Annotated in this window: 24 protein-coding genes; 14 read left to right on the top strand and 10 right to left on the bottom strand. The window is 71.9% G+C overall.

Annotation, left to right across the window (positions count from 1 at the left end; translation table 11 throughout):
* The first annotated feature begins 1 nt into the window (after position 1).
* A complete protein-coding gene (locus FL583_RS17975; protein WP_205752242.1) occupies positions 2-784 on the top strand; it encodes an SAM-dependent methyltransferase in 783 nt (260 codons plus the stop codon).
* On the top strand, positions 781-2,880 hold the full coding sequence (locus FL583_RS17970) for a putative bifunctional diguanylate cyclase/phosphodiesterase (RefSeq protein ID WP_142705830.1): 2,100 nt from the start codon (positions 781-783) through the stop codon (positions 2,878-2,880). Before FL583_RS17975 ends, FL583_RS17970 begins: the two co-directional genes overlap by 4 nt.
* On the opposite strand, the gene FL583_RS17965 is transcribed toward FL583_RS17970, so the two are convergent.
* Entirely contained in the window at positions 2,869-3,882 is a 1,014-nt protein-coding gene (locus tag FL583_RS17965) for a coiled-coil domain-containing protein (protein WP_142705829.1), read from the bottom strand. The two genes, FL583_RS17970 and FL583_RS17965, sit on opposite strands and share 12 nt — an antisense overlap.
* Positions 3,883-3,979: 97 nt before the next feature.
* Positions 3,980-5,179, bottom strand: coding sequence for a GGDEF domain-containing protein (locus FL583_RS17960; protein WP_142705828.1), 1,200 nt, complete (start codon positions 5,177-5,179; stop codon positions 3,980-3,982).
* An 83-nt stretch (positions 5,180-5,262) separates the two neighbouring features.
* Between FL583_RS17960 and FL583_RS17955 the strand changes: the two genes are divergently transcribed.
* Positions 5,263-6,279, top strand: a complete 1,017-nt coding sequence (locus FL583_RS17955) for a substrate-binding domain-containing protein (RefSeq protein ID WP_170323716.1) — start codon at positions 5,263-5,265, stop codon at positions 6,277-6,279.
* Here FL583_RS17955 and FL583_RS40195 read toward each other — a convergent pair.
* Entirely contained in the window at positions 6,276-6,599 is a 324-nt protein-coding gene (locus FL583_RS40195) for a DUF3040 domain-containing protein (protein ID WP_170323715.1), read from the bottom strand. The two genes, FL583_RS17955 and FL583_RS40195, sit on opposite strands and share 4 nt — an antisense overlap.
* A gap of 190 nt (positions 6,600-6,789) precedes the next feature.
* Between FL583_RS40195 and FL583_RS17945 the strand changes: the two genes are divergently transcribed.
* Entirely contained in the window at positions 6,790-7,965 is a 1,176-nt protein-coding gene (locus FL583_RS17945; RefSeq protein WP_205752241.1) for a geranylgeranyl reductase family protein, read from the top strand.
* Here FL583_RS17945 and FL583_RS17940 read toward each other — a convergent pair.
* Genes FL583_RS17940 through FL583_RS42450 form a run of 4 tightly spaced genes read right to left on the bottom strand, consistent with a single transcriptional unit; the run spans position 7,945 to position 12,953 of the window.
* Positions 7,945-8,535, bottom strand: a complete 591-nt coding sequence (locus FL583_RS17940) for a GTP-binding protein (RefSeq protein WP_142705824.1) — start codon at positions 8,533-8,535, stop codon at positions 7,945-7,947. The genes FL583_RS17945 and FL583_RS17940 overlap by 21 nt on opposite strands.
* Positions 8,516-8,890 (bottom strand): DUF742 domain-containing protein, encoded by a 375-nt coding sequence (locus FL583_RS17935; RefSeq protein WP_205752240.1) that lies wholly within the window; start codon positions 8,888-8,890, stop codon positions 8,516-8,518. The genes FL583_RS17940 and FL583_RS17935 overlap by 20 nt, the downstream gene beginning before the upstream one ends.
* The gene (locus FL583_RS17930; RefSeq protein WP_142705823.1) at positions 8,887-9,318 is read right to left on the bottom strand and encodes a roadblock/LC7 domain-containing protein; all 432 of its coding nucleotides are present in this window, start codon (positions 9,316-9,318) and stop codon (positions 8,887-8,889) included. Before FL583_RS17930 ends, FL583_RS17935 begins: the two co-directional genes overlap by 4 nt.
* On the bottom strand, positions 9,315-12,953 hold the full coding sequence (locus FL583_RS42450; RefSeq protein ID WP_170323714.1) for a sensor histidine kinase: 3,639 nt from the start codon (positions 12,951-12,953) through the stop codon (positions 9,315-9,317). Before FL583_RS42450 ends, FL583_RS17930 begins: the two co-directional genes overlap by 4 nt.
* Positions 12,954-13,277: 324 nt before the next feature.
* Here FL583_RS42450 and FL583_RS17920 point away from each other — a divergent pair, with 324 nt between their 5' ends.
* The 8 genes from FL583_RS17920 to FL583_RS17885 all read left to right on the top strand — a co-directional run bounded on the left by FL583_RS17920 (position 13,278) and on the right by FL583_RS17885 (position 20,549).
* Complete coding sequence (locus tag FL583_RS17920; protein WP_142705821.1) at positions 13,278-14,666, top strand: ABC transporter substrate-binding protein; 1,389 nt, start codon at positions 13,278-13,280, stop codon at positions 14,664-14,666.
* On the top strand, positions 14,663-15,562 hold the full coding sequence (locus FL583_RS17915; RefSeq protein ID WP_142705820.1) for a carbohydrate ABC transporter permease: 900 nt from the start codon (positions 14,663-14,665) through the stop codon (positions 15,560-15,562). Before FL583_RS17920 ends, FL583_RS17915 begins: the two co-directional genes overlap by 4 nt.
* On the top strand, positions 15,559-16,419 hold the full coding sequence (locus FL583_RS17910; protein ID WP_142705819.1) for a carbohydrate ABC transporter permease: 861 nt from the start codon (positions 15,559-15,561) through the stop codon (positions 16,417-16,419). The genes FL583_RS17915 and FL583_RS17910 overlap by 4 nt, the downstream gene beginning before the upstream one ends.
* A gap of 26 nt (positions 16,420-16,445) precedes the next feature.
* On the top strand, positions 16,446-17,498 hold the full coding sequence (locus FL583_RS17905; RefSeq protein WP_142705818.1) for a phosphotransferase family protein: 1,053 nt from the start codon (positions 16,446-16,448) through the stop codon (positions 17,496-17,498).
* Positions 17,498-18,145 carry a histidine phosphatase family protein gene (locus tag FL583_RS17900; protein ID WP_142705817.1) on the top strand — a complete coding sequence of 216 codons (648 nt, stop codon included), beginning with the start codon at positions 17,498-17,500 and terminating at the stop codon, positions 18,143-18,145. Before FL583_RS17905 ends, FL583_RS17900 begins: the two co-directional genes overlap by 1 nt.
* A 127-nt stretch (positions 18,146-18,272) precedes the next feature.
* On the top strand, positions 18,273-19,271 hold the full coding sequence (locus FL583_RS17895) for an expansin EXLX1 family cellulose-binding protein (RefSeq protein ID WP_142705816.1): 999 nt from the start codon (positions 18,273-18,275) through the stop codon (positions 19,269-19,271).
* Positions 19,265-19,927, top strand: a complete 663-nt coding sequence (locus FL583_RS17890; protein ID WP_205752239.1) for a 4'-phosphopantetheinyl transferase family protein — start codon at positions 19,265-19,267, stop codon at positions 19,925-19,927. The genes FL583_RS17895 and FL583_RS17890 overlap by 7 nt, the downstream gene beginning before the upstream one ends.
* 100 nt (positions 19,928-20,027) lie before the next feature.
* Entirely contained in the window at positions 20,028-20,549 is a 522-nt protein-coding gene (locus FL583_RS17885; RefSeq protein WP_142705815.1) for a DM13 domain-containing protein, read from the top strand.
* Here FL583_RS17885 and FL583_RS17880 read toward each other — a convergent pair.
* From FL583_RS17880 to FL583_RS17870, 3 genes are all read right to left on the bottom strand, one after another.
* Positions 20,444-22,048 carry a GGDEF domain-containing protein gene (locus FL583_RS17880; protein ID WP_142705814.1) on the bottom strand — a complete coding sequence of 535 codons (1,605 nt, stop codon included), beginning with the start codon at positions 22,046-22,048 and terminating at the stop codon, positions 20,444-20,446. The genes FL583_RS17885 and FL583_RS17880 overlap by 106 nt on opposite strands.
* 87 nt (positions 22,049-22,135) lie before the next feature.
* Complete coding sequence (locus FL583_RS17875; protein WP_142705813.1) at positions 22,136-22,798, bottom strand: response regulator; 663 nt, start codon at positions 22,796-22,798, stop codon at positions 22,136-22,138.
* Positions 22,795-23,952 carry a sensor histidine kinase gene (locus FL583_RS17870; protein ID WP_142705812.1) on the bottom strand — a complete coding sequence of 386 codons (1,158 nt, stop codon included), beginning with the start codon at positions 23,950-23,952 and terminating at the stop codon, positions 22,795-22,797. Before FL583_RS17870 ends, FL583_RS17875 begins: the two co-directional genes overlap by 4 nt.
* Before the next feature lie 288 nt (positions 23,953-24,240).
* Between FL583_RS17870 and FL583_RS17865 the strand changes: the two genes are divergently transcribed.
* On the top strand, positions 24,241-24,858 hold the full coding sequence (locus FL583_RS17865; RefSeq protein ID WP_142705811.1) for a phospholipase A2: 618 nt from the start codon (positions 24,241-24,243) through the stop codon (positions 24,856-24,858).
* Between the two features lie 4 nt (positions 24,859-24,862).
* Positions 24,863-25,153 (top strand): hypothetical protein (locus FL583_RS40970; protein WP_205752238.1); only part of this gene is annotated, 291 nt, incomplete at its 3' end.

Below are 25,153 nucleotides of genomic sequence, written 5' to 3'. Positions count from 1 at the left end.
CGTGGAGCAGCACGAGGTAGAGCCGGAACGTCCCAGCGCAGCGAGGGTCTACGACTACTACCTCGGCGGCTCCCACAATTTCGCGGTCGATCGCGCGATGGCCGAGCAGGCCATTCGCATTCTCCCGGAATTGCCGGCGAACATGCGGGCCAACCGGGCCTTTCTCCGGCGGGCCGTGCGGTTCATGATCGCCAACGGGGTGCGGCAATTTCTCGACTTAGGGTCGGGAATTCCTACCGTGGGTAACGTTCACGAGGTCGCGCTGAGCGAATCCGCGGACGCCCGGGTGGTGTACGTCGACAACGACCCGGTCGCCGTCGCGCACAGCCAGTCCATTCTGGAGCAGGTGCCGGAAGCGACGATCGTCCGGGCCGACGTCACCGACCCGGACGCCGTGCTCGCCGCCGCCCACCCGAAGCTCGACTTCGACCAGCCGATCGGCGTCCTCATGGTGGCGCTGCTGCACTTCGTGCCCGACGATCCGCGGGGCCTGATCGCGCGGTACCGGGACGCGGTCGTGCCCGGCAGCTACCTGGCGATCTCGCACGGCACCGCCGATCAGCAGGGCGACCGCGGCAGCAAGATGGAGGCGCTGTACTCGCGCAGCGCCAACCCCCTGGTCTCCCGCGACCGAGCCACGATCGAGGGCTTCTTCGCCGGGTTCGAGCTGCTCGAGCCCGGCGTCGTGTTCGTGCCGCGGTGGCGTCCCGATCCGGGGTCCCGGCCGGCCACGGCGCCACCGGAGAGAACGGCCACGTACGCCGGCGTGGGGCGCGTCCGGTGACTGCCCTCCGGGATGCCGGCTCGCCGGATCCCACCGCCGCCCTCGCCCAGGAATGGGCCGCCGCCATCGGCGACACCAGCTACGTGACGGTCGGCGACGCTCAGCTGGCCCAGCTCCTGCAGGACCTCGTCGACGGCCTCCGCGACGCGGTCCGCGCCGAACCTCCCGACACCGCGACCGCCGAGCGCGCCGGTGCGGCCCTCGTCGGGGCGCACTTCACCGGCGTGGACGCTCTGCAGCGCTCGATCGCCATGCTGGCGACCGAGCTCGACCGCGAGTCGCTCACCCGTACCGCCACCTGGGCGGTCATCGGAGCGTTCGCGGCCGGCTACACCCGGGCGCTGCGCGAGGTGACGCTCGACGAGCAGGAGTCGATCCGGCGCGCCGACCTGATCGCCCGCACCCGCACCGAGCAGGCGCTCCGGGCCAGCGACGCGCGCTTCCGGGCCGTGTTCAGCGGGGCCGCGGTGGCGATCGGCATCGGCGACGTCCAGGGCGCGCTGCTCGACGTCAACCCAGCGCTCTCGGAGATGCTCGGTTACTCGGCCGAGGAGCTGCGCGGCCGCTCGGTGCTCAGCCTGGTGCACCCGGACGACGTCGCCGACGTGGCCGCCGAGGTCTACCGGGCGCTGGCCGAGGGCGGCCGCGAGCACGTCCGGGTCGAGAAGCGGTTCGTGCGCCGGGACGGCGAGGCGATCTGGGGCTTGCTGACCGTCTCGATGGTGCCCGGCGAGGACGGCTCGCCCGGCTACGTCGTCGCGGTGGGGGAAGACGTCACCGACCTGCACCGGCTGCAGACGACGCTGCGCTATCAGGCCATGCACGACCCGCTGACCGGGCTGCCGAACCGGGTGATGTTCTCCGAGCGCATCGAGCAGGCGTTCGCCGACTCCCCGGAGGACGCCCGCCTCGGCCTGCTCTTCATCGACCTCGACGGGTTCAAGATCGTCAACGACACGCTCGGGCACGACATCGGCGACCGGCTGCTGATGGCCGTCGCCGAGCGGCTCGACCGGGGCGTCAACCGCAGCGGGCACCTGGTGGCCCGGCTCGGCGGCGACGAGTTCGTGGTGCTGGTCGAACAGTCCGGCGGTCAGGACGAGATGACCGCGCTGGCCGAGAAGCTGCTGGTCGAGCTGGCCGCGCCGTGCCACATCGCCGAGCACGTGCTGAGCGTCTCGGTGAGCATCGGGGTCGTCGAGTGCCCGGTCGCCGACACCGACCGCAGCAAGCTGATGCGCCACGCCGACGCGACGCTCTACTGGGCCAAGGCCGACGGACGCAACCGCTGGGCGCTGTACGACCCGGCCCGCGGTGAGGCCGAGACCGTGCGTCACCTGGTGTCGGCGTCGATGCCGGGCGGTCTCGCCCGGGGCGAGTTCCACCTGGAGTACCAGCCGATCACCGACCTCGCCGACACCCGGATGAGCGGTCTGGAGGCGCTGGTCCGCTGGCGCCACCCGCGGTACGGCGCAATGCGTCCGGACGACTTCATCGGCATCGCCGAAGACACCGGGCTGATCATCCCGCTCGGCCGGTGGGTGCTCGAGGAGGCCTGCCGGGAGGCTCAGTCCTGGGCCGAGCTGACGTCCGACCCGCCGTTCATCAGCGTCAACGTCGCGGCCCGGCAGGCGGAGGACCCCCGGTTCGTCGACGAGGTCCGGACCGTGCTCGCGCAGACCGGGCTACCGCCCGAGCGGCTGCAGCTCGAGCTCACCGAGAGCGCGCTGATGGGCCCGGCACCGATCGAGACGCTGCACGAGCTGGTCGCGCTCGGCTGCCGGATCGCGATCGACGACTTCGGCACCGGCTACTCGAACCTCGCCTACCTGCGGTCGCTCCCGGTGCACAGCCTCAAGCTGGCGTCGCTGTTCGTGGCCGGCCTGCAGCCCCCGGGTGTGGATGACGTGGACGCGGAGATCGTGGCCGCGCTGGTGTCACTGGCCCGCACGCTGCGCCTCACCGTCACGGCCGAGGGCGTCGAGACCGACGTCCAGGTGAAGCGTCTGCGTGAGCTCGGCTGCCACCTCGGCCAGGGGTACCTGTTCGGCACCCCGATGCCCCCGGCCGAGGTCCGCAAGCTCCTACTGCACTGAGATGTGCACGTGGTTCATGTGGTCGCCCGACGGCGTGCCGTCGCCGCTGTACGTCTTCCAGCCCTGGCCGGGTAGCCAGATCTGCTTGAACCAGATCACGTACAGCACGCCCAGCCGGTCGGCGTTGTCCACGCCCCAGGCCGCGAGCCGGTCGCCGTAGGCCTTCGAGTCGCCGGTCGCGATCCCGCCGAACCCGCCCACGTCGGCGGCGAAGTCGCAGGCCCGGCCCTTCGGGTGCTCGCCGAACGAGGCCTGCCGGAAGCAGTGCGTGTAGTGGGTGAAGCCGTCGGCGCGGGCCTCGTTGTACGTGTGCAGCATCCGGGGCGTCACGCACCCCTCGGACGTCGGATCGTCGATGCTGCAGCTCTCCGCCGGCCACGAGCCGTCGGAGTTGCGCGGCGCGGGCTGCGCGGCCGCCGAGGTGCCGCTCAGGAACCCGGCCGACGACTGCCCGCCACCGGCCTCGACGAGCGCCTGCTCGGCGTCGCTGCGCCGCTTGGCCATCGTCTTCTCCTGCGCCTGCTGGACCTTGAGCTCCTGCTCGACCTGCTGACGCTGGTTCTTCAACGTGGTCTGGGTGGTGCGCAGCTCTTTCAGCGTCGTGTTGGTCTGCCGGGCCATCGTGTCGACGTACGACGCCTTCGCGATGAGCTCGCCGGCCGAGCCGGAGTTCGCCAGCACGGTCAGCGGGTCGGGCATCCCGCCCTTGTAGGCCTCGGCGCCCAGGGTCTGCGCGTCCGCGGTGAGCGTGGCCAGGCGCTTCTCGGTGACGGCGATCTCGCTGATCAGCGTCTTCTGACGCTTCTGGGAGGCCGCGACCTTGGCCTTGGCGTTGTTGTAGCCGGTTGCGGCGGCGTCCAGCTTCTTGCGGAGCGTGCCGGTGCCGCCCTCGTCGTCGTCCGCGGCCAGCGCGGGCCGGGGCAGGAAGACTATGGCGCTGATCAGCACAGCGAAGACCGTGACGACGACTACTGGTAATCGCCGCTGAGCCGCGAACCTCACTGTGCGTTTCCTCCGTTTGCCGTCAACCGTAGGTCCGCCGGAACTGTACCCAAGCTGTCTGAGTGTCCTGCGGGGCCCAGAGTGACTTGACCTACTCTTAAGGCGACTTCGCGACCCGGTTAATGGCGATCACCCCGGGATAGTCGGGCACGTGGACGACGACCCCGCGGCCGCTCCGTTTCGCGTCGTACATCGCCGAGTCGGCGTGCCGGAGCAGGTCGGTCGGGGCCATTCCGTGGGTGGGGAAGATCGCGACGCCGACGCTCGCCCCGACCGCGACCGGGGCGCCCTCGATGGTCAGCGGAGCCTCGATCGCGGCCTTGATCCGCCCGGCCACGTCGGTGGCCTCCTCGGCCGACGCGACGTCGGGCAGCAGGACGCCGAACTCGTCGCCGCCGAGCCGGGCCGCGGTGTCGGCGTCCCGGATCGTCACCCCGATCCGCACCGCGACCTCGGCCAGCAGCGCGTCGCCGACGTGGTGCCCGAGCGAGTCGTTCACCTGTTTGAACCGGTTGAGGTCGAGCAGCAGCACCCCGACCAGCTCCTGCCTGCGCTCGGCGCCGGCCAGCGCGCGCTCGATCCGCTCGCTGAACAGCACCCGGTTGGCCAGCCCGGTCAGCGCGTCGTGCAGTGACGCGTGCCGGTTGTCGTCGGCCTGGCGCTCCACCTGGCGCTGGTACCGGAACAGCACCGCGCCGCACAGCGCGACCAGCGTCAGCGAGAGCCCGAACACGATCGCCGAGACGACCCTCGTCTGGTCGTTGCGCCGCTCGACCCGGTCGAGGTATCCGGCCAGCTGGACCCGCTGCCGCTCCAGCCCCTCCGACGACGCGTCGCGCAGCGTGCTGACGTTCAGGTCGGCCTCGTTCGCCATCACGTGCAGCTCCGCGATCGAGACGTCGTAGGCCTCGGCGGCGAGCAGGTTCTTCAGGACCGACGTGTACCCCCGGTAGCTGACCTCCACCTGCCCGGCGGACTCCCGCTCGACCCGGTCCCCGTGCGTCTGCAGCCAGGTCAGCGCCGGCCCGGCCGAGCCGACGACCGACGTCAGCTGGGCCCGGGTCTCGTCGTTGCTGGTCCGGACGAAGTCCTCGGCCGCGTCCTGCTCGAGGTTGATCCGGGCGAAGACCTGGCCCCACCGGTCGGAGTACTCGTTCAGCACGCGGACGTGGCTGGTCGCCCGGGTGGTGGTCGACGTACCCCAGAACGCCAGACCGGCGAGCGCCATCAGGCCGAGCACGGACCCGATCACCGCGAGCCGTGCGACGGCACGCCGTTCGAGCAGCGGGGCCCGCATAGTTCTTTCGTCGGCAGACTGGCCGCCGGTCTTAGCGGCTAAATCAGAGCTTATACCCTATTTTGACGAGTATGCACCGTGCCGTGGCTGCCCTAGTCACCCTCATCCTCGCCGGGACCACGGCGTGCAGCGGTGCCCCGGTCGGCGGCCCCGGCCTGCCGACCGTCGGGCTCGTCGTCCCCGACCGGAACGCCGACGAGCTGGGGCTGGGCTACGCGGCCGGGGTCGATCGGGTCGGCGGGGTCCGGTCGATCGTCACCGGGCCGTCCGCCGTCGACAGCGCCGAGCAGGTCAAGATGTTCTCGGCGCTGCGCAAGCGCGCCGGGGCCGGGATGGCGCTGGCGACCCGCCAGCCCGAGCGGTTCGCCCGCCCGCTCGCCGAGGCGGTCGACGACGGCGTCGAGGTGATGACGCTCGACGCCGTGCCGGCCCGGTCCGCGCGGGTGAAGCTCGCGGTGGGCAACGACGACTACGCGCTCGGGACGATGCTCGCCAACGCGATGCTCCGGCGGATCCCGGAACGCTCCCGCGGAACCGTCGTCCTCGGCACGTCCTCGGCCACGCTCGACGCCCGGGCCAGAGGCCTCCGGGACCGGTTCGGCGCGCAGCGGAGCGGCGTCACCCTGCTCGGCCCGTTCGACACCGGGCCCGGCTCGGCGGCGAACCGGAAGGCTTGGGAAGCCCTGGTCGCCGCCCATCCCGACGCGCTCGCGTTCCTCGGCACGGGGGAGGACGACGCCTACAACCTGGCCGCGATCCGGCGCCGCACCCACGGGCTCTGGCTGGCCGGCGGCTTCGAGCTCAACCCGAGGTCGATCGCCGCGCTCCGCCAGGGCGAGCTGGCCGCGCTCGTCTCGCCCGAGCGCTACTTCACCGGCATGGTCGCGGGCGAACTCCAGGCCGCCGCCGCCCGGAACAAGACGAGCCTTCCGAGCGGCTGGATCGTCACGCCCGGCGAGGTCGTGACGACGTCGAACGTGGCCGGTTACGAGGAGCGCCAGGCGTCCGCCGGAGCGAAGCAGGCGTGGGCCCGGCCGCGCGTCGCCGCGTTCTTGAAGGATCTGCGGACGCACACGCGTCCGTTGCCGACCGAGCCCTAGAAGGGCTGGAAGCCGTCCCGGCCCCGCAGCCGGGTGACGGCCGGAGCCGACCCGTGCCGTCGCCGGGCCCGGAGCTGGTCGGCGACCGCCGCCGCGCAGGCGACGACGCTTCCGACCACCAGCCCGATCGGCTGGCCGGCCACCAGGGAGAACAGGGCGAACCCGGTGGCCAGGGCGACCACCGCCTGGAGTGGCCAGCGGCGATCCCTCCGGGGTGCTCGGGGCCGTCCGTTGGCGAGGCCGGCCGCGAAGGCCGGGTCGTCTGCCGCGATCCACGCTTCGATCGCCGACAACTGCCGACGTTCTTCCTTGCTCAGCACCGTGGCGCTCCTTCCCCAGCCCGCATCGCGCCGAACCCGGGCTGGCTGCCGAGTCGGTCGATGCGCTGCCCACAAAATGGCCCAGATCCTCCCGGTCGAAACCCCGGAACGGGCCGCTCTTAGGGCGCACCTCAAGCGATCTTTAGATCGGTTGTTCGGAGAACAATGCCTCATGAGTACGGTGGCGCGCATGACATTCGGGGCATCGGCCTACGACGTTGCCGTCATCGGGGCGGGTCCGGCCGGTGCGACCGCCGCCCGGGTCGCCGCCGAGGCGGGTTGCCGGGTGGTGCTGCTCGAGCGTGGAGTGCTCCCGCGGTACAAGACGTGCGGCGGAGGCCTGATCGGCCTCTCCCGGGCGGCGCTGCCGCCCGGCTTCGACGTCCCGGCCCGCGACTCGATCGACCGCTTCACGTTCACGCTGGGCGGCCGGCTGAGCCGGACCTGGCGCACCGGTGCGCCGATCATCGACCTGGTCTATCGCGACGAGCTGGACGCCCGCCTGACCGCGTCGGCGCTGGACGCCGGGGCGAAGCTCGAAGAGGGCGTCACGGTCAACGGCATCGAGCGGACGCCGGACGGCGCCACGATGCGGCTGCGCACGTCGGCCGGTGAGGTGGCGGCGAAGGCGGTCGTGGGAGCCGACGGCACGTCCGGACGCTCCGGCTCGTACGTCGGCGTGACGCTCGACCAGGTCGACCTGGGGCTGGAGACCGAGTTCGCCTGGCCCGACCCGACCGCGGGCGACTGGAAGGGCCGGATCCTGATCGACTGGGGCCCGCTGCCCGGTTCCTACGGCTGGGTCTTCCCGAAGGGCGACGCGCTGACCGTCGGCGTCATCGCGGCCCGCGGAGACGGCGCGGCGACCCGCGAGTACCTGGCCGCGTTCATCGACCGGCTCGGCCTGACCGGGACGCCGGAGCTGCGATCGTCGGGCCACCTGACCCGGTGCCGCGCGGAGGACTCGCCGCTCTTCCGCGACCGGGTGCTGGTCGCCGGCGACGCCGCCGGGCTGCTCGAGCCGTGGACGCGCGAGGGCATCTCGTACGCGCTGCGGTCCGGGGCGCTGGCCGGGGCGTCGGCCGTGCGGGTCGCGGGCGCGGTCTCCGAGTCCAAGCTCGGCTTCGCCACCGCGGGCTACCGGGCGGCGATCGAGACGGTGCTCGGCCCCGAGATGCGGGCCGGGCGCGCGTTCCACACCGCGTTCAGCCGCCGGGCGGCCTGGTTCCACACCGCGATCGCGACCGCGCCCCCGGCCTGGAACGTGTTCCGCCGCTTCGTCACCGGCGACACGACCCTCGCCCGCCTGGCGTCCCACCGGTCGGTCGCGCTGACGCTGAAAGCCCTAAGCGGCGGACATGGATAGCCGGAGCACGTGCTGAACCAGGCGGATGAGCGCGTCTCGGCTGGACGAGCGCTCGCGGGCGTCGCAGAGCACGACCGGGACGCCCGGGTCGAGGTCGAGCGCCGCCGCGATGTCGCTGACCGTGTGCGCCTGGATGTTGTGGAAGCAGTTCACCGCGACGATGAACGGCGTCCCCTGGCGCTCGAAGTAGTCGACCGACGGGAAGCAGTCGGTCAGCCGCCGGGTGTCGGCGAGCACCACCGCCCCGAGCGCTCCGCTCGACAGCTCGTCCCAGAGGAACCAGAACCGGTCCTGGCCCGGGGTCCCGAACAGGTAGACGACCAGATCGTCCTTGAGCGTGATCCGGCCGAAGTCCATCGCGACCGTCGTCGTCTCTTTGCGGTCGGTGCCGGAGAGGTCGTCGACGCCGATGCCGACGTCGCTCAGCACCTCTTCCGTCGAGAGCGGCGGAATCTCGCTCAGCGCCCCCACCATCGTGGTCTTGCCGGCCCCGAACCCCCCGGCGACCAGGATCTTCAGCGCGAGCGGGACCTCGATCCCGCCATGCGTCTCAGATCGCTCGAAGTCCATCGATCACTGCCTCCAAGAGACGGCGGCTCTGCAGCTCCGCCGTAGTCGGTGCCGGCCGGACGACCACGCACCCCGCGCCGACCAGATCGTCGATGAGGATCCGGACCACCCCGAGCGGAAGGTCGAGGTGGGCCGCCAGCTCGGCGATCGAGATCGGACGCAGGGCGGCTTCCAGGATCTGGGCGTGCTCGGGTTCGAACCCCGAGCCGATCGGCACGGTGTCCTGCACCGACAGGATCAGCGCGACGACGTCCAGCTCCTGCGCCGGACGAGTGCGCCCCCGCGTCATCGCGTACGGCCGGACGATGGGACCCGCTTCGTCGTCGTACCACGTGCCGCCCGCACCGACTCTCACATCTGGTCACCTTCAACCTGACTCTGCGCCGTCGAGCGCGGTGAGGTGGACAGGTAGGTACCGACGCGCGTCACCAGCATCGCCATCTCGTACGCGATCAGCCCCACATCGGACTCCGCGTCGCCCAGGACCGCCAGGCAGGCACCCCGGCCGGCGGCGGTCACGAACAAGAACGCGTTCTCCATCTCGATGATTGTCTGACGGACGGCTCCGCCGCCGAAGTAGCGCCCGGCACCGCGCGCGAGGCTCTGGAATCCGGAGGCGACCGCGGAGAGGTGCTCGCCGTCCTCCCGGCTCAGCCCGCGGGAGCCGCCGATCATCAGTCCGTCCGAAGAGAGCAGCACGGCCTGGGAGGCGTGCGGCACCCGGTCGACGAGGTCGTCGAGCAGCCAGTTGAGTTCCCCGGTGGCTCTCGCCGTCTGTGTCATCGCTCGCCCTCCAGCGTGCCTGTGTTCGAGCCTCGGCCGGCCGGTACCCCGTCGTCTGGGGTGGGCGCGGGTTCTTCTTCTGGGGGTTCGTCCGCGGCGATGGTACGCGCCGCGTTTTCTCGTCCCAGCACGGAGCCGCGCTGGTAGGAGCCCATGACCGCGCGGATCTCCTCGGGGGAGCGGGTGGTCGTCGGTTCGATCGGGGCCTGGGGGATCCCGGTGCCCTCCCGGAGCGGAGCGGCCAGGTTGGCCTGCCTCACCCGGCGTGGGAGACCGCCCGGAGTGGCCGGGGGTGTGGTGGTCTCCGGGATCCGGGTCGGCCCGCCCAATCCGTTCGGGGTGCTCGAGCCGTTCGGGGTGCTCGAGCCGTTCGGGGTGCCCAAGCCGTTCGCGGCGGCGAGTCGGGCCAGGCCCTTCTCGGACGGCTCGTCCGTCTCCGGGGTGGGGTCGGTCTCCGCCGGGGCTCCTCGGCTGGCGAGCGGGGCGCGGGCCACGCCTCGGGGCCGGAAGTCCACGTCCCAGGCTCCGGGGGTCGCTTCCGGTGACTCGGAACCCTCGGCGGCCGGTTCCGGCCGCTCGGGGAACGCCGACTCGCGCGTGGCGACCGGTTCGTACCCCGCGGTCCCGGGCACGCCCCGGGGCGGCGGAACATACGCGCCCGCCTCCGCCGCGCCCGGCTGACCGTCCCCGGCCACCCCGACGCCGTCCGGCGTCCCGAGGCCGTCCGGCGTCCCGAGGCGGTCGGGTGTCCCGAGGCCGTCCGGCGTCCCGAGGCGGTCGGGTGTCCCGAGGCCGTCCGGCGTCCCGAGGCGGTCGGGTGTCCCGAGGCCGTCCGGCGTCCCGAAGCGGTCGGGCGCCCCGAGGTCGGCCGGGCTTCCCGGGCTCCCGGGGGCGGCCGGCGTCGCCGGGTCGGCGGGCTGGGCCGGCTGCTGGGAGGGCGGTGCCTCGGACGGGCGCGATCGGTCCCGCCGGGGAAGGCCGGTCGGGCCCTGGCTCGTCAGGTGCTCCCAGCCCGCGCCCGGGTCCCGCCGCGCCAGCGGCGGCGCCGCGCCGTTCGGCGCACCCCCGTTGGCCGCCGACTCCAACTCGCCCCCGCGCTCCCGCTCGCCCCCGCGGTCGCCCCCGCGCTGAGGGTCGCCCCCGCGCTCCCGCTCGCCCCCGCGCTGAGGGTCGCTCCCGCGCTGAGGGTCGCCTCCGCGCTGCGGGTCGCTCCCGCGCTGAGGGTCGCCTCCGCGCTCGGAGTCACCGCCGCGGGACGGGTCGGCCGCGTGCTTCGGGCCCGTCGACAGCGCGGACGGCCCGTAGTCCGCGCGCAGCGCGTAGTTCGCCTCAGCTGCCTCGGCGGCGACGATCATCGGGTCGCTCTCCGAGACCGGCTCCGACGACGGCCGAGGCTGCCACGCGTTCTCCGACGTCCACACCTCAGGCTCGTACGGACGCGCCGGAGTCACCGGCTCCGCCCCCGAGCCGACCGAGCCGACCGAGCCGGCCGAGCCAGCCGGGCCGACCGGGCCGACCGAGCCGACCGAGCCGACCGAGCCGGACAGCCCGGACAACCCAGAAAGCCCAGGCACCGCATCGCCGACATTCAAGGCTTCCAACGCGGCCACGGCCTCGTCCGCCCCGAACGACCCACCCGAACGCCCCGCCCCGACCGGCGCCCCCGCCCCCTCGGGCGGCAGCGGCGCGATGCTCAACGTCGGCGGCACCTCCGGCTCCGACGCCGGAACCGGCGGCGTCCGGTGCCTGCCCTGCTCGGGCGTGATCACCATCGCCGCGGGCAACAGCACGATCGCGGTCGTCCCGCCGAACGGCGACCCGCGCAGCAGCACCTTGATGTCGTGCCGCCGGGCCAGCTGCCCGACGACGAACAACCCGAGCCGCTCGCTGTGCAGCAGGTCGAACTCGGGCGGCTCGGCCAGCCGCCCGTTCAACGTGTCCAGCTGGTCGGCCGGCATGCCCAGCCCGCGGTCCTCGATCTCGATCGCGAACCCGGCCGGCACCAGCTCGCCCGACACGTGCACGGTCGTGTGCGGCGGCGAGAACGTCGTCGCGTTCTCGATCAGCTCGGCCAGCAGGTGGATGACGTCGGAGACCCCGCGCCCGGCCAGCGACGCCCGGGTCGCCCCGATCACCCGCACCCGCGCGTAGTCCTCGACCTCGGCCACCGCACCGCGCATGACGTCGATCAGCGGCACCGGGTTGCGCCAGCCCCGGCCGGGCGTCGACCCGGACAGCACGATGAGGTCCTCGGCGTGCCGGCGCATCCGGGTCGCCAGGTGGTCGAGCTGGAACAGGTCCTCGAGCTCCTCGGGGTCCTTCTCCCGCCGCTCCATCGCGTCGAGCAGCGTCAGCTGGCGGTGCACCAGGGCCTGGCTGCGCCGGGCCAGGTTCAGGAACACCTCGCGGACGCCCCGGCGGAGCTCGGCCTCCTCCACCGCGACCTCGACCGCGGTCGACCGGGCCGCGTCCATCGCCGCCGCGACGCTCTCGACCTCCCGGATCCGGAAGCCGCTCATCGGCTGCACTTCGGCGCTGACGTCGACGCTCTCACCGGCCCGCAGCCGCCGGACGACCGCGGGCAGCTCCACCGACGCCAGGTTCTGCGCCGACCGCTGGACGCCGACCAGCTCGGCGACGAGCGAGCGGGCGATCCGGATCGAGACCAGGATCGACACGACGACCGCGATCAGGCCGAGCAGACCGGCGATGACCAGCAGCGCGATCGTCCGGTACCCGGTGGGCTTGAGGAACTCGGTGAACCGCAGGGCCGACTCCCGGCTGAAGTCGGCGTAGGCCTTGGTCACCGCGGTGGTGGTGGTGTCCCATTCGCTCGCGTCGATCGGCGGACGGCTGGTGCGGCTGCCGTCCCGGATGATCGTGTCCTCCATGTCGGACAGCCGTCGGTTCTCGGACGGATCGTCGAGCGCGGCGAGCGTCCGCTGCTCCTCGGGCGGGTACTTCTGCTGCACGTTGACGAGCAGGAACCGGCGGGTGTTGATCAGGCTGACCGTGCGGTCGTACTCGTCGGGCTGGAAGCTCCCGGCGGCCAGCGCACCGGCCACGATCGCGGTCTCCTGGCTGAAGATCTCGGCGGCCTCGCCGAACTCCAGCAGGCCGTCGCTGCGGTGCCCGCGGCCCGGCTCGTGGACCGCCCCCAGCGCGTACAGCGTGGTGAAGATCTTGTGGATCAGCCCGCTGTAGTAGTCGGCCACGGTCATCCGGGGGCTCGCGCCGGTGTCGATCCAGGCGCGTTGGTCGGGCAGCTCCTTGGCCGCGTCCACCACCGCGTCGAGCTCCGGGCGCAGATCGTCGGAGTACCGGTTGTCCAGCGCTTTCCGCTGGAAATCGGCGTAGGCCGCGTCGGTGGTCTTGCGTGCGGCGGTCAGTTCGGCGCTGTTGCGCCGGCCCGCGCCGACGTCGACGACCGAGATCTTGCGCTCGACCTGCAGGGCCTCGGCGAGCGTCGCGCCGGGGAAGCCGATCTCGTTGGAGCGGCCGGAAACCGCGAGCAGCGTGACCGCGTCGGACAGCGCGACGCTGGCCGCGATCGCCCACAGCACCACGAGCGTGATCAGCGGCAGCGCGAGAAGGGACACGAGCTTTGCCAGGACGGACCGGCTCCGGAACTTCATCGCACCTCGCACCGACGGGCCCGGGTCGGCACCTGACGGTGCGCCGGAGGTTGCGTTGATGCAGAACCGACCCGGAATTGTCCTGCGGGCGGACGCTAGCAAAGTGACGGTTGAGGCGACAAGGATGCTTCCATTCAGGACTGTCAACCCCATTGAGACGCGCGTTACAGCTGCGACTCTTTCCCGTCACCGCGTGTTCTCCGCTCGTGACAGGCTAAGACGCACCACTCATCCGGTTTCGGCGCGATCTGCGTTACTAGCAGCTAAATCCACGCATCGGTGGGATTCTGAGTGGACTTCAGCGCCTGGAGGAGGGACCCACTGATGACCCGCCCCGGTTGGATCGCCACCCTGCTGGCCGCGCTACTCGGCGCGACGATGCTGGCCGGCTGCTCCGGCGACGACTCGTCGGACGACGACGGAACGCTGACGGTCTGGAGCCTGGAGAACCAGGCCGACCGGGTGGCCGCCACCCAGAAGGTGATCGCGGAGTTCACCAAGAGCACCGGTATCAAGGTCAAGTACGTCGGCATCGACGAGAACCAGTTCAGCAAGCTGATCACGGCCGCGGCGGCCGGCGGCGACCTCCCGGACGTGATGGGCGCGATCCCGCTCTCCGCACTGTGGTCACTCAACGCGAACGAGCTGCTCGACACCGGCGCGGCGAATGACGTCCTCAAAGTGCTGGGGACGGACACGTTCAACGAACGCGCGCTGACGCTGACCAAGGACGGCGACAAGCCGCTCGGCGTGCCGAGCGACGCGTGGGCGCAGCTGCTCTTCTACCGGACCGACCTCTTCCGGAAAGCCGGGCTCGACGCGCCCGACACCTACCGGAAGATCACCGCCGCGGCCCGCAAGCTGACCACCGGAGGGCAGGTCGGCATCACGTCGGCGACCGTCGCGAACGACGCGTTCACCGCGCAGACGTTCGAGCACCTGGCGCTGGGCAACGGCTGCGAGATGGTCGACGACAGCGGGAAGGTCACGATCGGCAGCAAGCAGTGCGTCGACGCGTTCTCGTTCTATCAGGATCTGATCTCCAGCGGCTCGGTGAAAGGTGCGCAGAGCGTCGACTCGACCCGGGCCACGTACTTCTCCGGCCGCGCCGCGATGGTGATCTGGTCCTCGTTCCTGCTCGACGAGCTCGCCGGGCTGCGTGCCGACGCGCTCCCGAACTGCCCGCAGTGCAAGTCCGATCCGACGTTCCTGGCCAAGAACACCGGGGTCGTCACCGCGATCGAGGGCACCGACTCACCGAAGCCGGCCCAGTTCGGCGAGGTCGTGTCGTGGGCGATCAGCGCCACCGCGCAGACCGACGACGCGAAGAAGTTCGTGCAGTTCATGATGTCCAGCGGCTACACCCGCTGGCTGGGCCAGGCCCCCGAGGGGAAGGTGCCGGTCCGCACCGGTGACTCCTCGAACAAGAACGCCTACGTGGACGCCTGGCGGAAGCTGCCGGCCGGGGTGGACAAGAAGGCCCCGCTCGCGACCGTGTACCCGGCCGCGCTCGTCGACCAGCTCGTCTCCTCGGTCGACACGTTCGACCGCTGGGGCATCGAGCAGGGCCAGGGCAAGCTCGTCGGGGCCGCGCTCGGCGAACTGCCGGTCGCCAAGGCCGTGAACGCGCTGACCAGTGGCCAGATCGACGCGTCCGAGGCGGCGAAACGGTGTGACGACCAGATCTCCGACATCAAGAAGAGCCTCGAGTGAGCCGGGGCGAGACCCGGACCGGCTGGGGGCTGCTCGCGCCGACGCTGACGATCGTCCTGGTCGTGGTCGTCGCGCCGATCCTGTGGACGGTGCTGCTGGCGTTCCAGCGGGTCCGGGTGATCGACCTGCGTCGGAAGGGCCTGTTCGGCAGCTTCACCACCCAGAACATCGAGCGGGTGTTCGGCAGCCCGGGGTTCTGGGACACGCTCTGGACGACGGTCGCCTACACGGTGTTCGGCGTTGGCCTCTCGATCGCGCTCGGGCTGGCCGCCGCGCTGGCCGTCCGGCGGCCGTTCCGCGGCCGGACGCTGGTCCGGGCGTCGTTCCTGCTGCCGTACATCGCGCCGGTCGTCGGAGCGACGTTCGTCTGGCAGACGATGCTCAACCCGGAGTACGGGGTCCTGAACGCCTGGGGCACGAAGCTGCTGGGCTGGGACCGGCCGGTCGACTTCCTCAACCAGGTCTCGGGGACGTTCCTCGGGATGCACGTGCCGACCGCGCTGATCACCGTGATCGTGTTCGAAGGCTGGCGGTACTTCCCGTTCGCGTTCCTGTTCCTGCTCGCCCGGATGCAGGCGCTGCCCCGCGACCTCGAGGAGGCCGCGCTGGTCGACGGCGCGACGCTGACCCAGCGGTTCCGGCACGTCGTGCTGCCGCAGCTGCTGCCGGTGATCGCGGTGCTCACCGTGCTCCGGTTCGTGCTCACGTTCACCAAGTTCGACGACGTCTACCTGCTCACCGGCGGCGGCTCCGGCACCGAGGTGGTGAGCGTCCGGGTCTACGACTTCCTGACGTCGCGGGGCGACATCGGGGCGGCGTCGGCCGAGGCGCTGGTGCTCGCGGTGGCGCTGGCGCTGTTCGTCGGCGTGTACCTGCGGCTGGTGAGGCCGCGATGAATCGGGACCGGGTCGAGAACGTCACGTTCGGGGTGCTCCGCTGGGTCACGATCGTCTTCCTGACCGTGGTCAGCCTGTTCCCCTTCTACTACATGGTGCTGCTGTCGTTCCGGCTGATCCAGGACGTGCAGCTCTCGCCCGGGTCGCTCGCGCCCGGTGGCTTCAACCTCGGTGCCTACCGGGAGGTGCTGAAGTCGGTCGACGCCGGTGGGCAGGGGTTCGTGCGGTTCATCGAGATCAGCGCGGCGGTCTCGGTGGCCACGGTCGTCGTCACGCTGGCGGTCTCGATCCCGGGTGCCTACGCGGTGACCCGGCTGCGGTTCGCCGGACGGCGCCAGGTCGACGCGTTGTTCCTGGCCATCTACCTGTTCCCGGCGATCGTGCTGGCGATCCCGCTCTACGTGGTGCTCAGCCGGCTCGGGCTGCGCGGATCGCTGGTCGCGTTGGTGCTGGTGTACGTGGCGCAGACCGTCCCGGTGACGCTCTACATGCTGCGCGGCTACTTCGACACGATCCCGGTGAGCCTGGAGGAGGCGGCCCAGCTCGACGGGTGCGGGCGGCTCGGCGTGATCTGGCGGGTGTCGCTGCCGCTGTCCCGTCCGGCGCTGGCCGCCACCGCGCTCTACGTATTCATGATCGCCTGGAACGAGTACCTGTTCGCGCTGCTGTTCCTGGTCGAGCGGCAGGACCGGTGGACCGTGTCGCTGGGGCTCTCCCAGCTGGCCGGGACGATCGAGATCCCGACGACCGTGCTGATGGCCGGTTCGGTGCTGCTCACCGCCCCGATCGTCGCGCTGTTCTTCGCCGGGGAGCGGCTGCTCGTCGAAGGTCTGACCGGCGGAGCGGAGAAGGGGTGAGACATAGTCCGGTACCGTCTCGTACCGTGGTGGATCACAGAGCGGTACGCAGCGAGGACGCCTTCGACGTCGCCGCCGTGCACAAGTGGCTGGCCGAGCGCGTCGACGGCCTCGACGGCCTAGCCGGCGGGCCCGAGGTCCGGCAGTTCTCGGGTGGCGCGTCGAACCTGACCTACCTGCTGCGCTACCCCGACCGGGACCTGATCCTCCGCCGCCCTCCGGCCGGGCGCAAAGCGTCGTCGGCGCACGACATGGGCCGCGAGTACCGGGTCCAGAAGCAGCTCGCGCCGGTGTTCCGGTACGTCCCCGGGATGGTCGCGTTCTGCGACGACCCCGCGGTCATCGGCGCGGACTTCTACGTCATGGAGCGGCTGAACGGGATCATCCCCCGCAAGGACTTCCCGCCCGAGGTCCAGCTGGATCCGGTGCAGGCCCGCACGCTCGCGTTCACGGTCGTCGACACGCTCGTCGAGCTGCACGACGTCGACCCGGACGCGGCCGGGCTGGCCGACCTCGGGCGCGGGGCCGGGTACGTCGAACGGCAGGTCCGCGGCTGGTCCGACCGGTACCGCAAGGCCCGCACCTGGAACGTGCCGAAGGCCGAGCGGCTCATGTCCTGGCTCGCCGACAACCAGCCCGACGACGTCCGGTCGTGCCTGATCCACAACGACTACCGGCTGGACAACGTCGTGCTGGCCGCGGACGATCCGTTGCGGGTCGTCGGCGTCCTGGACTGGGAGATGGCGACGATCGGCGATCCGCTGATGGACCTCGGCGGGGCGCTGGCGTACTGGATCCAGCACGACGACCCGTACCTGTCCCAGCGGGCCCGGCGGCAGCCGACGCACCTGCCCGGGATGCCGACCAGGCACGAGGTCGTCGAGTACTACTGCGACCGGGCCGGGCTGCCCGCCGGGAACTGGGCCTTCTACGAGGTGTTCGGGCTGTTCCGGCTGGCCGCGATCGCCCAGCAGATCTACTACCGGTACCACCACAAGCAGACCCGGAACCCGGCGTTCCGGCAGTTCTGGATCACGGTCAACTACCTGATCCAGCGGGCCGGGAAGATCGCCCGCTGATGGCCGTCGTCCACCTGATCAGGCACGGTCAGGCCTCGTTCGGCGCGGCCGAGTACGACGCGCTCTCCGACCTCGGCCGGGTCCAGGCCCGCACCGTCGGCACCGCGCTCGCTGCCCGGGGCGTCCGGATCGACCGGGCGGTCTCGGGGACGCTGAGCCGGCAGCGGGACACCGCGGAGCTCTGCCTGAAGGCAGCCGGGCTGCCGACCGACTTCGCGGTCGACGACCGCTTCGACGAGTATGACCACCTCGGCCTGGCCGCCGCTCTCGGCGACGGCCCCCTCCCGACGTCGTCCCGGGAGTTCCAGGCGGTGCTCGACGGGGCCCTGGAGCAGTGGATCTCCGGCGCGGTCACGCCGGAGGGCCTGCCGACGTGGGCGGAGTTCGCCGGCCGGGCCCGGCGCGCGCTGGCCGAGTTCCTGGAGACCCTGGGCCAGGGCGGCGCCGGAGCCGTCTTCACGTCGGGCGGCGTGATCACCGCGATCTGCGCCGACCTCCTGTCGCTGCCGCCGTCGGGCTGCGTGGCGCTCCACCGAGTCGTGATCAACGGCGGCATCACCAAGATCGTCGCCGGCCGCGGCGGCGCCGCGCTGATCTCGTTCAACGAGCACGCCCACCTCCCGGACGACCAGGTGACCTATCGCTGAGTTGCGCACGGCAACTTATGAGTACCTGAAAGCTTGGGGTTTCCTGGGAGGCCTCCGTAGCCAGGGTTGGACTCGTGAGGCAGGATGTCCGCCGGGGGAATGAAAGGGCTCGCTGGACGTGACTCCGTTGGACTTAGAACCGCCACAGCAGCAACACGAACACCACAAGGGCAAGCGGCGCAAGAAGCGCACGTGGCTCGCGTGGGGCGCACCCACGCTCATCGGCGTGGCCGTGCTCGCTTCGGTGATCCTGGTGGTCGGCGCGATGAAGGGCTTGTCCGAGGCCGCCTGCGCCGCCGAGGTACGCACAGTAGCAATGGGATTACCCGCAGCGGTACCCCAACCCGGTGAATCGCACTCCGGCCACACCACGTTCTTCGATCTCGAGGCGTCGGGCGGCTCCGGCTGCTCGTACGACGGCGCGCCCGCCGACGGCATGTACGTCGCGCTCGCGCTCGAGGAATTCGACAACGGCGCGGCCTGCGGCACCTACCTCAACGTGACCGGTCCGAACGGCAACACGGTCCGGGTGCAGGTCATCGACTCCTGCGGTCCGTGCGAGGTCGGCCACATCGACATGAGCGAGAAGGCGTTCTCGCGCCTGGCCGACCCGGACGCCGGCGACGTCCCGGTCACCTACCGCGCGGTCGCGAACCCGGCGGTGCCCGGCCCGCTCAAGTTCAAGATGAACGACGTCAACGAGTACTACCTGGCGATCCTGCCGATCAACCACGGCAACGAGCTGACCAGCGTCAAGGTCAACGGCCAGAGCCTCTCCCGCCAGGGCGACGGGTACTGGGTCGCGAACAACGGCGCCGGCGGCGGCCCGTTCACGGTCACGCTGACCGACATCCAGGGCCACGTCACCACGGTCAGCGGCGTCGACCTGCAGTCCGGCACCCAGAGCACCGGCGTCTACATGTACTCGGGCTCCGGCGGCGGCCAGCAGCGGTCCACGACGACGACGAAGAAGTCGTCGGCCTCGCCGTCGGCCAAGGCGTCCCCGACGCCGAAGCGCACGCTCGACCTGCCGGCCGGCATCGGCGCCACCGACGCCCCGACCACCGAGGCCTACGGCCGCCCCGACGCCACCACGACGACGGTCGCCGACCCCTCGAAGTGCTGATTCCCCGGTTGCCACCGGGGGAGTGCCAGGTCTGGTGGGCCCGGCCCCTCACCGGGGCCGGGCCCGACCCGTCCGTGCTCGACCCGATCGAGCGGGGCCGGGCCGAGGCCTACCGGAAGAACGAAGACCGGGCCCGGTTCACGGTCGCGGCGAGCCTGCTACGCCTGGTCGCGGGTGCACACCTGGGCGTCGAGCCGCGGGCGCTCCCGATCAGCCGGGCCTGCCCCGACTGCGACCGCCCGCACGGCCGCCCGACGCTGCCCGCCGACGGCTGGGAGTGCTCGGTCTCGCACTCCGGCGACCGGGTCGCGGTGGCGATCGGCCGCACCGGCCCGCTCGGCGTCGACGTCGAGGAGATCACCGATCGGCCTGACGTCAGGGATCTGGTGCTCGCGCCCGACCAGGACGGCGAGCTCGTCACCTACTGGGTCCGCAAGGAAGCCGTGCTCAAGGCCACCGGCGAGGGTCTGCGGGTGGCGCTGACCGAGGTCGTCGTGACCTCGCCGGACGACCCGCCGGCGCTGGTGCGGGCTCATCGGGCCGATCTGCCCGCCCGCACCACCCTGCGGACGCTGCAGCCCGGCGACGGCTACCGCGCCTGCCTGGCCGCGCTGGACACACCCGGCCTGGTCGTGACCGAGCTGTCGGCCGGCTGAGTCGGCAGCGTGATCGTGCGAACGTCGTCCAGCTGACGGGCCGCGGTGCCCGGCGTCGATACGGTCGAGGAACTTCGCCGCCTACGACAGAGGAGAGCCGGTGCGTCGGCCGCTGCTGTACACGTTCGTCGCCATCGTCGGCTTGGGTCTGGGGGCGGCGCTGGCCCTGTTCGAACCCTGGCGCGCGTTCACGAACACGACGGTCTCCGAGGCCGCCCCCGCGGTGCCGTCCCCGGAAGCGGGCGCGGTCGAGCCGACGGCGGCGACGACGACGGTCCTGGCCCGCGGCCGGCTGATCAGCCACGAGCACGAGACCAGCGGAACCGTCACGATCCTCCGCCTGCCGGACGGCTCCCGGGTCCTGCGGATCGAGAACCTGAAGACCTCCGACGGCCCGGACGTCCGGGTCTGGCTCACCGACGCGAAGGTCATCCCGGGGACGTCCGGCTGGCGGGTGTTCGACGACGGGAAACACGTCGAGCTCGGGCCGCTCAAGGGCAACCTCGGGAACCAGAACTACCCGGTGCCCGACGACGCCGACTTGACGACGCTGACCAGCGTCTCGATCTGGTGCGCGCGCTTCCACGTCTCGTTCGGCGCGGCCGAGCTCACCGCGGCCTGATCGATCGCCCCGACCGCCGACCCGACCAGCGCGTACCGGCCCTTGCCCTCGATCTTCGCCGCGTACATCGCCAGGTCGGCGGCGCGCAGCAGCTCGCCGACCCGCCCGTCGCTCTGGTTGACCGCGACGCCGACGCTGGCCCCGATCGTCACCGGGTACCCGTCGACGTCGCTGATCGCGCCGATCGACGACACGATCCGGGACGCCAGCGCGGTGCCGTCGGCCGGGTCGGTCGTCGCCGGGAGCAGCACCGCGAACTCGTCGCCGCCGAGGCGGGCGACCTGGCGAGCCGATCCGGCGCAGGTGCGGAGCTTGTCGGCGACCAGAACCAGCAGCGCGTCCCCGACGCCGTGCCCGTACCGGTCGTTCACCGCCTTGAACCCGTCCAGATCGACGTAGAGCACGGTCACGTTCCCGTCGTGCGCGGCGATCGCGTCCTCCACCCGGGAGTGGAACAGCGCCCGGTTCGGAAGCTCGGTCAGCGCGTCGTGGTACGCCCGGTGCTCGAGCTCCTCTTCGCGCTGACGCAGCTCGGCGACCAGCGCTTCCAGCCGGGCGTTCAGCGTGACGTTCTCCCGCACCGTCATGAGCTGGCGCCCCAGCACCATCATCACCAGCGACGCGGTCGTCACGACGATCACCGGGCCCAGGCCGCCGGGCAGGAAGACCACCGTCACCGCGGTGCCGATCGCCAGGCTGAACGGGATGTACGGCAGCAACGTGTACTGCGGGAACTCGACCCGCTCGGGCGTCCGCTGGGTGCCGGTCGCGGCCCAGACGCCACCGAGCATCATCAGCTCGTAGGAGACGAACCAGACCAGGTTGACGACGCCGTTGCTGCTGTAGTTGCCCAGCCGGTCGAGCAGCGCGTAGGCGACGTCGCCGCCCGCGGTGAGCAGGAAGCCCGCGCTGAGCAGGCCCAGCGAGGCCCGGTTACCCCGCTCGGCGGCCGACAGCACGAGCAGCACGACGCTGGCCATCACCACGTCGGTGATCGGATAGGCCATCGCGATCGCCCAGTTGACGTCGGCCTTCTCCTCGTGCGCGACCTGCCCGAGCACCGCGCCCCAGCTCACCACGAACAGCGACCCGGCGATGATCAGGCCGTCGAGCAGCATCCGGTACGGCACGGTCGGGAGCTGAGCGGCCAGCAGCGACGTCAGCCCGTAGAGCAGGATCGGGATCGCGGACAGGTACAGGAAGTCGACGACGTGGCTGTAGCCCTCCTTGCCGCTGAGGTACCAGGCGAAGCTCAGCGAGTTGCCGGTCGCCCACATCGCCAGGCCGACCCCGACCGCGGCCCACCCGCGCCGGGTGGTCCGGACCGCGCGCCGGGCGGCCCAGCCGGCCCCGGCCGCCGCGGCGTAGCACGCGAGCGCTCCGCCGACCGAGGCGACCGGGGCGAACGCCGAGGTGCCGTGGGCCAGGAACACGGCGATCGCGTAGTAGGCCGCGGCGAAGACGGCGATCGTGACGGCGAGCGCACGACGCTTCTCCACGGCCCCTCCTCGGACACACCGAGGCCGCCGTCTCGGTGAGGCGGCCCGTCGGTGTTCCATCGGCAGCCGCCGGGACGGCCTGAAGGTTCAGGCGCCCGGTTCGACCAGCCCGGTCTCGTACGCGAGTACGACGGCCTGGGCCCGGTCGCGCAGGTCGAGCTTGGCCAGGATCCGCCCGACGTGGGTCTTGACCGTCTGCTCGGCGACCACCAGCGCGTCGGCGATCTCGCCGTTGGACAGCCCGCGCGCGATCAGCGTCAGCACCTCGGACTCCCGCGGGGTCAGGACCCGGAGCCGGTCGGGGCGCGCCCGGTGCGTCGCCGGCCGGCGCGCGAAGTCGGCGATCAGCCGCCGGGTGACGCTCGGCGCCAGCAGCGCCTCTCCGGCCGCGACCACCCGGACGGCCTGCACCAGGTCCGCCATCGGCGCGTCCTTGAGGAGAAACCCGCTGGCTCCGGCCCGGAGCGCCGCGTACACGTAGTCGTCCAGGTCGAACGTCGTCAGCATCAGGACCCGTGGGGCTTCCGTACTCCCGCCGTCGAGGATCCGTCGCGTTGCCTCCAGCCCGTCCATGTTCGGCATGCGGACGTCCATCAGGACGACGTCCGGCTGGACGCGACGGGCCAGGCGCAGTGCCTCGGCGCCGTCGGCGGCCTGACCGACCACGGTGAAGTCGGCCTGGGCGTCGAGCAACGCGGCGAAGCCCTGGCGGACCATCGCCTGGTCGTCGACGACGACGATCCGGGTCACCGGAGCGCTCCGGCCGGGAGGCGGGCGTGGACGGCGAAGCCGCCGTCCGGGGTCGGCTCGGCCTGGAGGGTGCCACCGACGACCGTCGCTCGCTCGGTCATCCCGGTGAGCCCGTGCCCGACCGCGCCGGTGCGTTGAGTCGGCCCGGCCGGGGCCGCGTTCACGATCGCCAGTTCGACCGCGTCGTCGGAATAGGTGACCGCGACCCGGATCGGGGCGCCGGGGGAGTGCCGGGCCGCGTTGGCCAGCGACTCCTGCACGATCCGGTACGCGCCGACGTCGACGCCCGGCCGCAGCGGCCGTCGCTGTCCCTGTTCGACGACGTCGACCCGGGCCCCGGCCTTCCGCGCGGTGCCCACCAGCTCGCCGAGATCGTGCAGGCCGGGCTGAGGACGCAGGTCGGACGTGATCTCGTCGCTGCGCAGCACCCCGAGCAGCCCGCGGACCTCGTTGAGCGCCTCCCGGGCGGTCCGGCTGATCGCGGCGAAGTCGTCGGTCGCGGCCGGGGAGAGCCCGTCGATCCGGTACGGCGCGGTCTCGGCCTGCACGACGACCATCGACATGTGGTGCGCGACGACGTCGTGCAGGTCGCGGGCGATCCGGGCGCGTTCCTCGAGGATCGTGCGGCGCGCCTTCTCGTCCTCGCTGAGCCTCCGCTCCCGCCCGAGCGCCCGGCTGGTCCGCCGCAGCATCCGGACGACGTCGACGAGGACCGCGATCGCCGCCAGCGCGATCAGCCAGCCCGGGCGTTGGTCGGGGATCGAGTAGACCCAGAACAGGTACGCGGCGGTGATCCAGGCCCCGGCGGCGGCGCGGCGGGGCGTCCGGGCGCAGATGTTGGCGAACGCGATGAACAACGTGATGCCGAACAGCGGTGGCCACGGCCAGGGGTCGGCGAGGAGCACGTCGTACCGCTCGGGCAGCAGGATCGCGACCGCGACGGCCGTGTACCAGGCCAGCGACGGATACCGGCGCATCAGCCAGAACGGCACGGTCTGGGCCGCCGCGACGAACAGCAGCTCCCCACGGACGTCGTAGCTGGAGGGCGTCGAGGCGAGCGCGATCGGTAAGCAGACGCCGGCCGCGACGACCGTCCAGAGGGCGGCGAGCACGACGTCTCGGCGGCTCGGTCGGTCGGGCGGTAACCAGCGCACGTCGCCGAGCGTAGGGCGGCGGGGTGGGGCGAGTCGTCATACCGCGGTGGGCGATCGAGGGATACCTCGGTATGACGTCGTCCGGGGGTTCGCCCCGGGTTGCTCCGGCCGTGCCCGTCCGGACCACGTCCGGACCACGTCCGGGCTGGTCCCGGCGGGTGAGATCGGGCTCGCGTCATGCGGGGGAGCGACGGCCCGGATCGCTCCCGGGCCCGACGATCCGGACCCGCTCGACTCCGCACTCTTCGTCCCGGCAGCGGTCGGTCGCTGCCGGGAGGAGCGGGTCCGATGCGGCGACTGTGGACGGTGGTGCTGCTCGTGCTGCTGGCCTGCGGGCTGTGCGGTGACGCGGCGACGGCGGGTCCGCCGGCTCGGCGGGACACGCCGGCCGGGGCGGCGGTCGAGGCGTTGACCGGCGGCGGACGGTTCGTGGTGCCGGCCGATTTCGAGGCCGTGATGGGGTACTGGCCGGTGCGGTCGGGGTCGACGTGGGCGTCGCCCCGCGGGGCGTGCTCGGCGCCGACGGGCGCGACGCGCTACGACTTCTCGCGGGCCTGCCGGGCCCATGATCTGGGCTATGACCTGCTGCGTTATGCCGCACGGGTCGGGTTGCCGCTGGGGCCGTGGGCGCGTGCGGCGATCGATGCGGCGTTCGGGCGGGCGCTGGTGACGCGGTGCGCGTCGCTGGGTGGGGCGGTGGGGTGCGGGTCGGTGGCGGCGGTCTATCACGGGGCGGTGGTGGCGAATTCGTGGCGCCAGGATTGGCGGGATCCTCGGCCCGAGCCGGCGTTGCGGTGGGTGCTGATCGCGGTGGGGCTGACCGTGGCGCCGGTGGTGGTCAATGTGGTCATTGCGCTGGTTCAGCGTGTTGGTTCCGGTAAATCGGGACGAAAAGGTTTTTCATGACTGTATGGGTGGGTCGGTGGCGCGGGCGGTGTGTTTGGCCGTCGTGCTGCTGTGCTGCTCGGGGCGGGCCGCGGTGGCGGATGACGACTGGTCGCCGTGGGGTGGGGCCAGTGAGTGGGAGGTGGCGCGGTCTGGGGGTTATGACCAGGGACGGGCCGGTGGGTGGGGGGAGACGTGGGACGTCCCGCCGCCCCCGGAGACCCGGTTCGCCCCACCCCAGTGGCACCCCCTGCACCAAGCCGCCGCCCGCCAAGCCGCTCAACGAGCCGCCGCCCGCCAGGCCGCCGCCCGCCAG

The sequence above is a fragment of the Cryptosporangium phraense genome, assembly GCF_006912135.1.
Lineage (GTDB): Bacteria > Actinomycetota > Actinomycetes > Mycobacteriales > Cryptosporangiaceae > Cryptosporangium > Cryptosporangium phraense.
Note: the sequence above shows the minus strand (reverse complement) of the source record. Positions and strands in the feature narration are given on the sequence as shown.

Bases quoted from the DNA above. Each gene is read 5' to 3' on its own strand.
- FL583_RS17945 (WP_205752241.1), top strand. From the start codon at position 6,790: ATGACATTCGGGGCATCGGCCTACGACGTTGCCGTCATCGGGGCGGGT.
- FL583_RS17960 (WP_142705828.1), bottom strand. From the start codon at position 5,179: ATGCGGGCCCCGCTGCTCGAACGGCGTGCCGTCGCACGGCTCGCGGTG.
- FL583_RS17900 (WP_142705817.1), top strand. From the start codon at position 17,498: ATGGCCGTCGTCCACCTGATCAGGCACGGTCAGGCCTCGTTCGGCGCG.
- FL583_RS17930 (WP_142705823.1), bottom strand. From the start codon at position 9,318: ATGACACAGACGGCGAGAGCCACCGGGGAACTCAACTGGCTGCTCGAC.
- FL583_RS17865 (WP_142705811.1), top strand. From the start codon at position 24,241: ATGCGGCGACTGTGGACGGTGGTGCTGCTCGTGCTGCTGGCCTGCGGG.
- FL583_RS42450 (WP_170323714.1), bottom strand. From the start codon at position 12,953: ATGAAGTTCCGGAGCCGGTCCGTCCTGGCAAAGCTCGTGTCCCTTCTC.
- FL583_RS17920 (WP_142705821.1), top strand. From the start codon at position 13,278: ATGACCCGCCCCGGTTGGATCGCCACCCTGCTGGCCGCGCTACTCGGC.
- FL583_RS17940 (WP_142705824.1), bottom strand. From the start codon at position 8,535: ATGGACTTCGAGCGATCTGAGACGCATGGCGGGATCGAGGTCCCGCTC.
- FL583_RS17910 (WP_142705819.1), top strand. From the start codon at position 15,559: ATGAATCGGGACCGGGTCGAGAACGTCACGTTCGGGGTGCTCCGCTGG.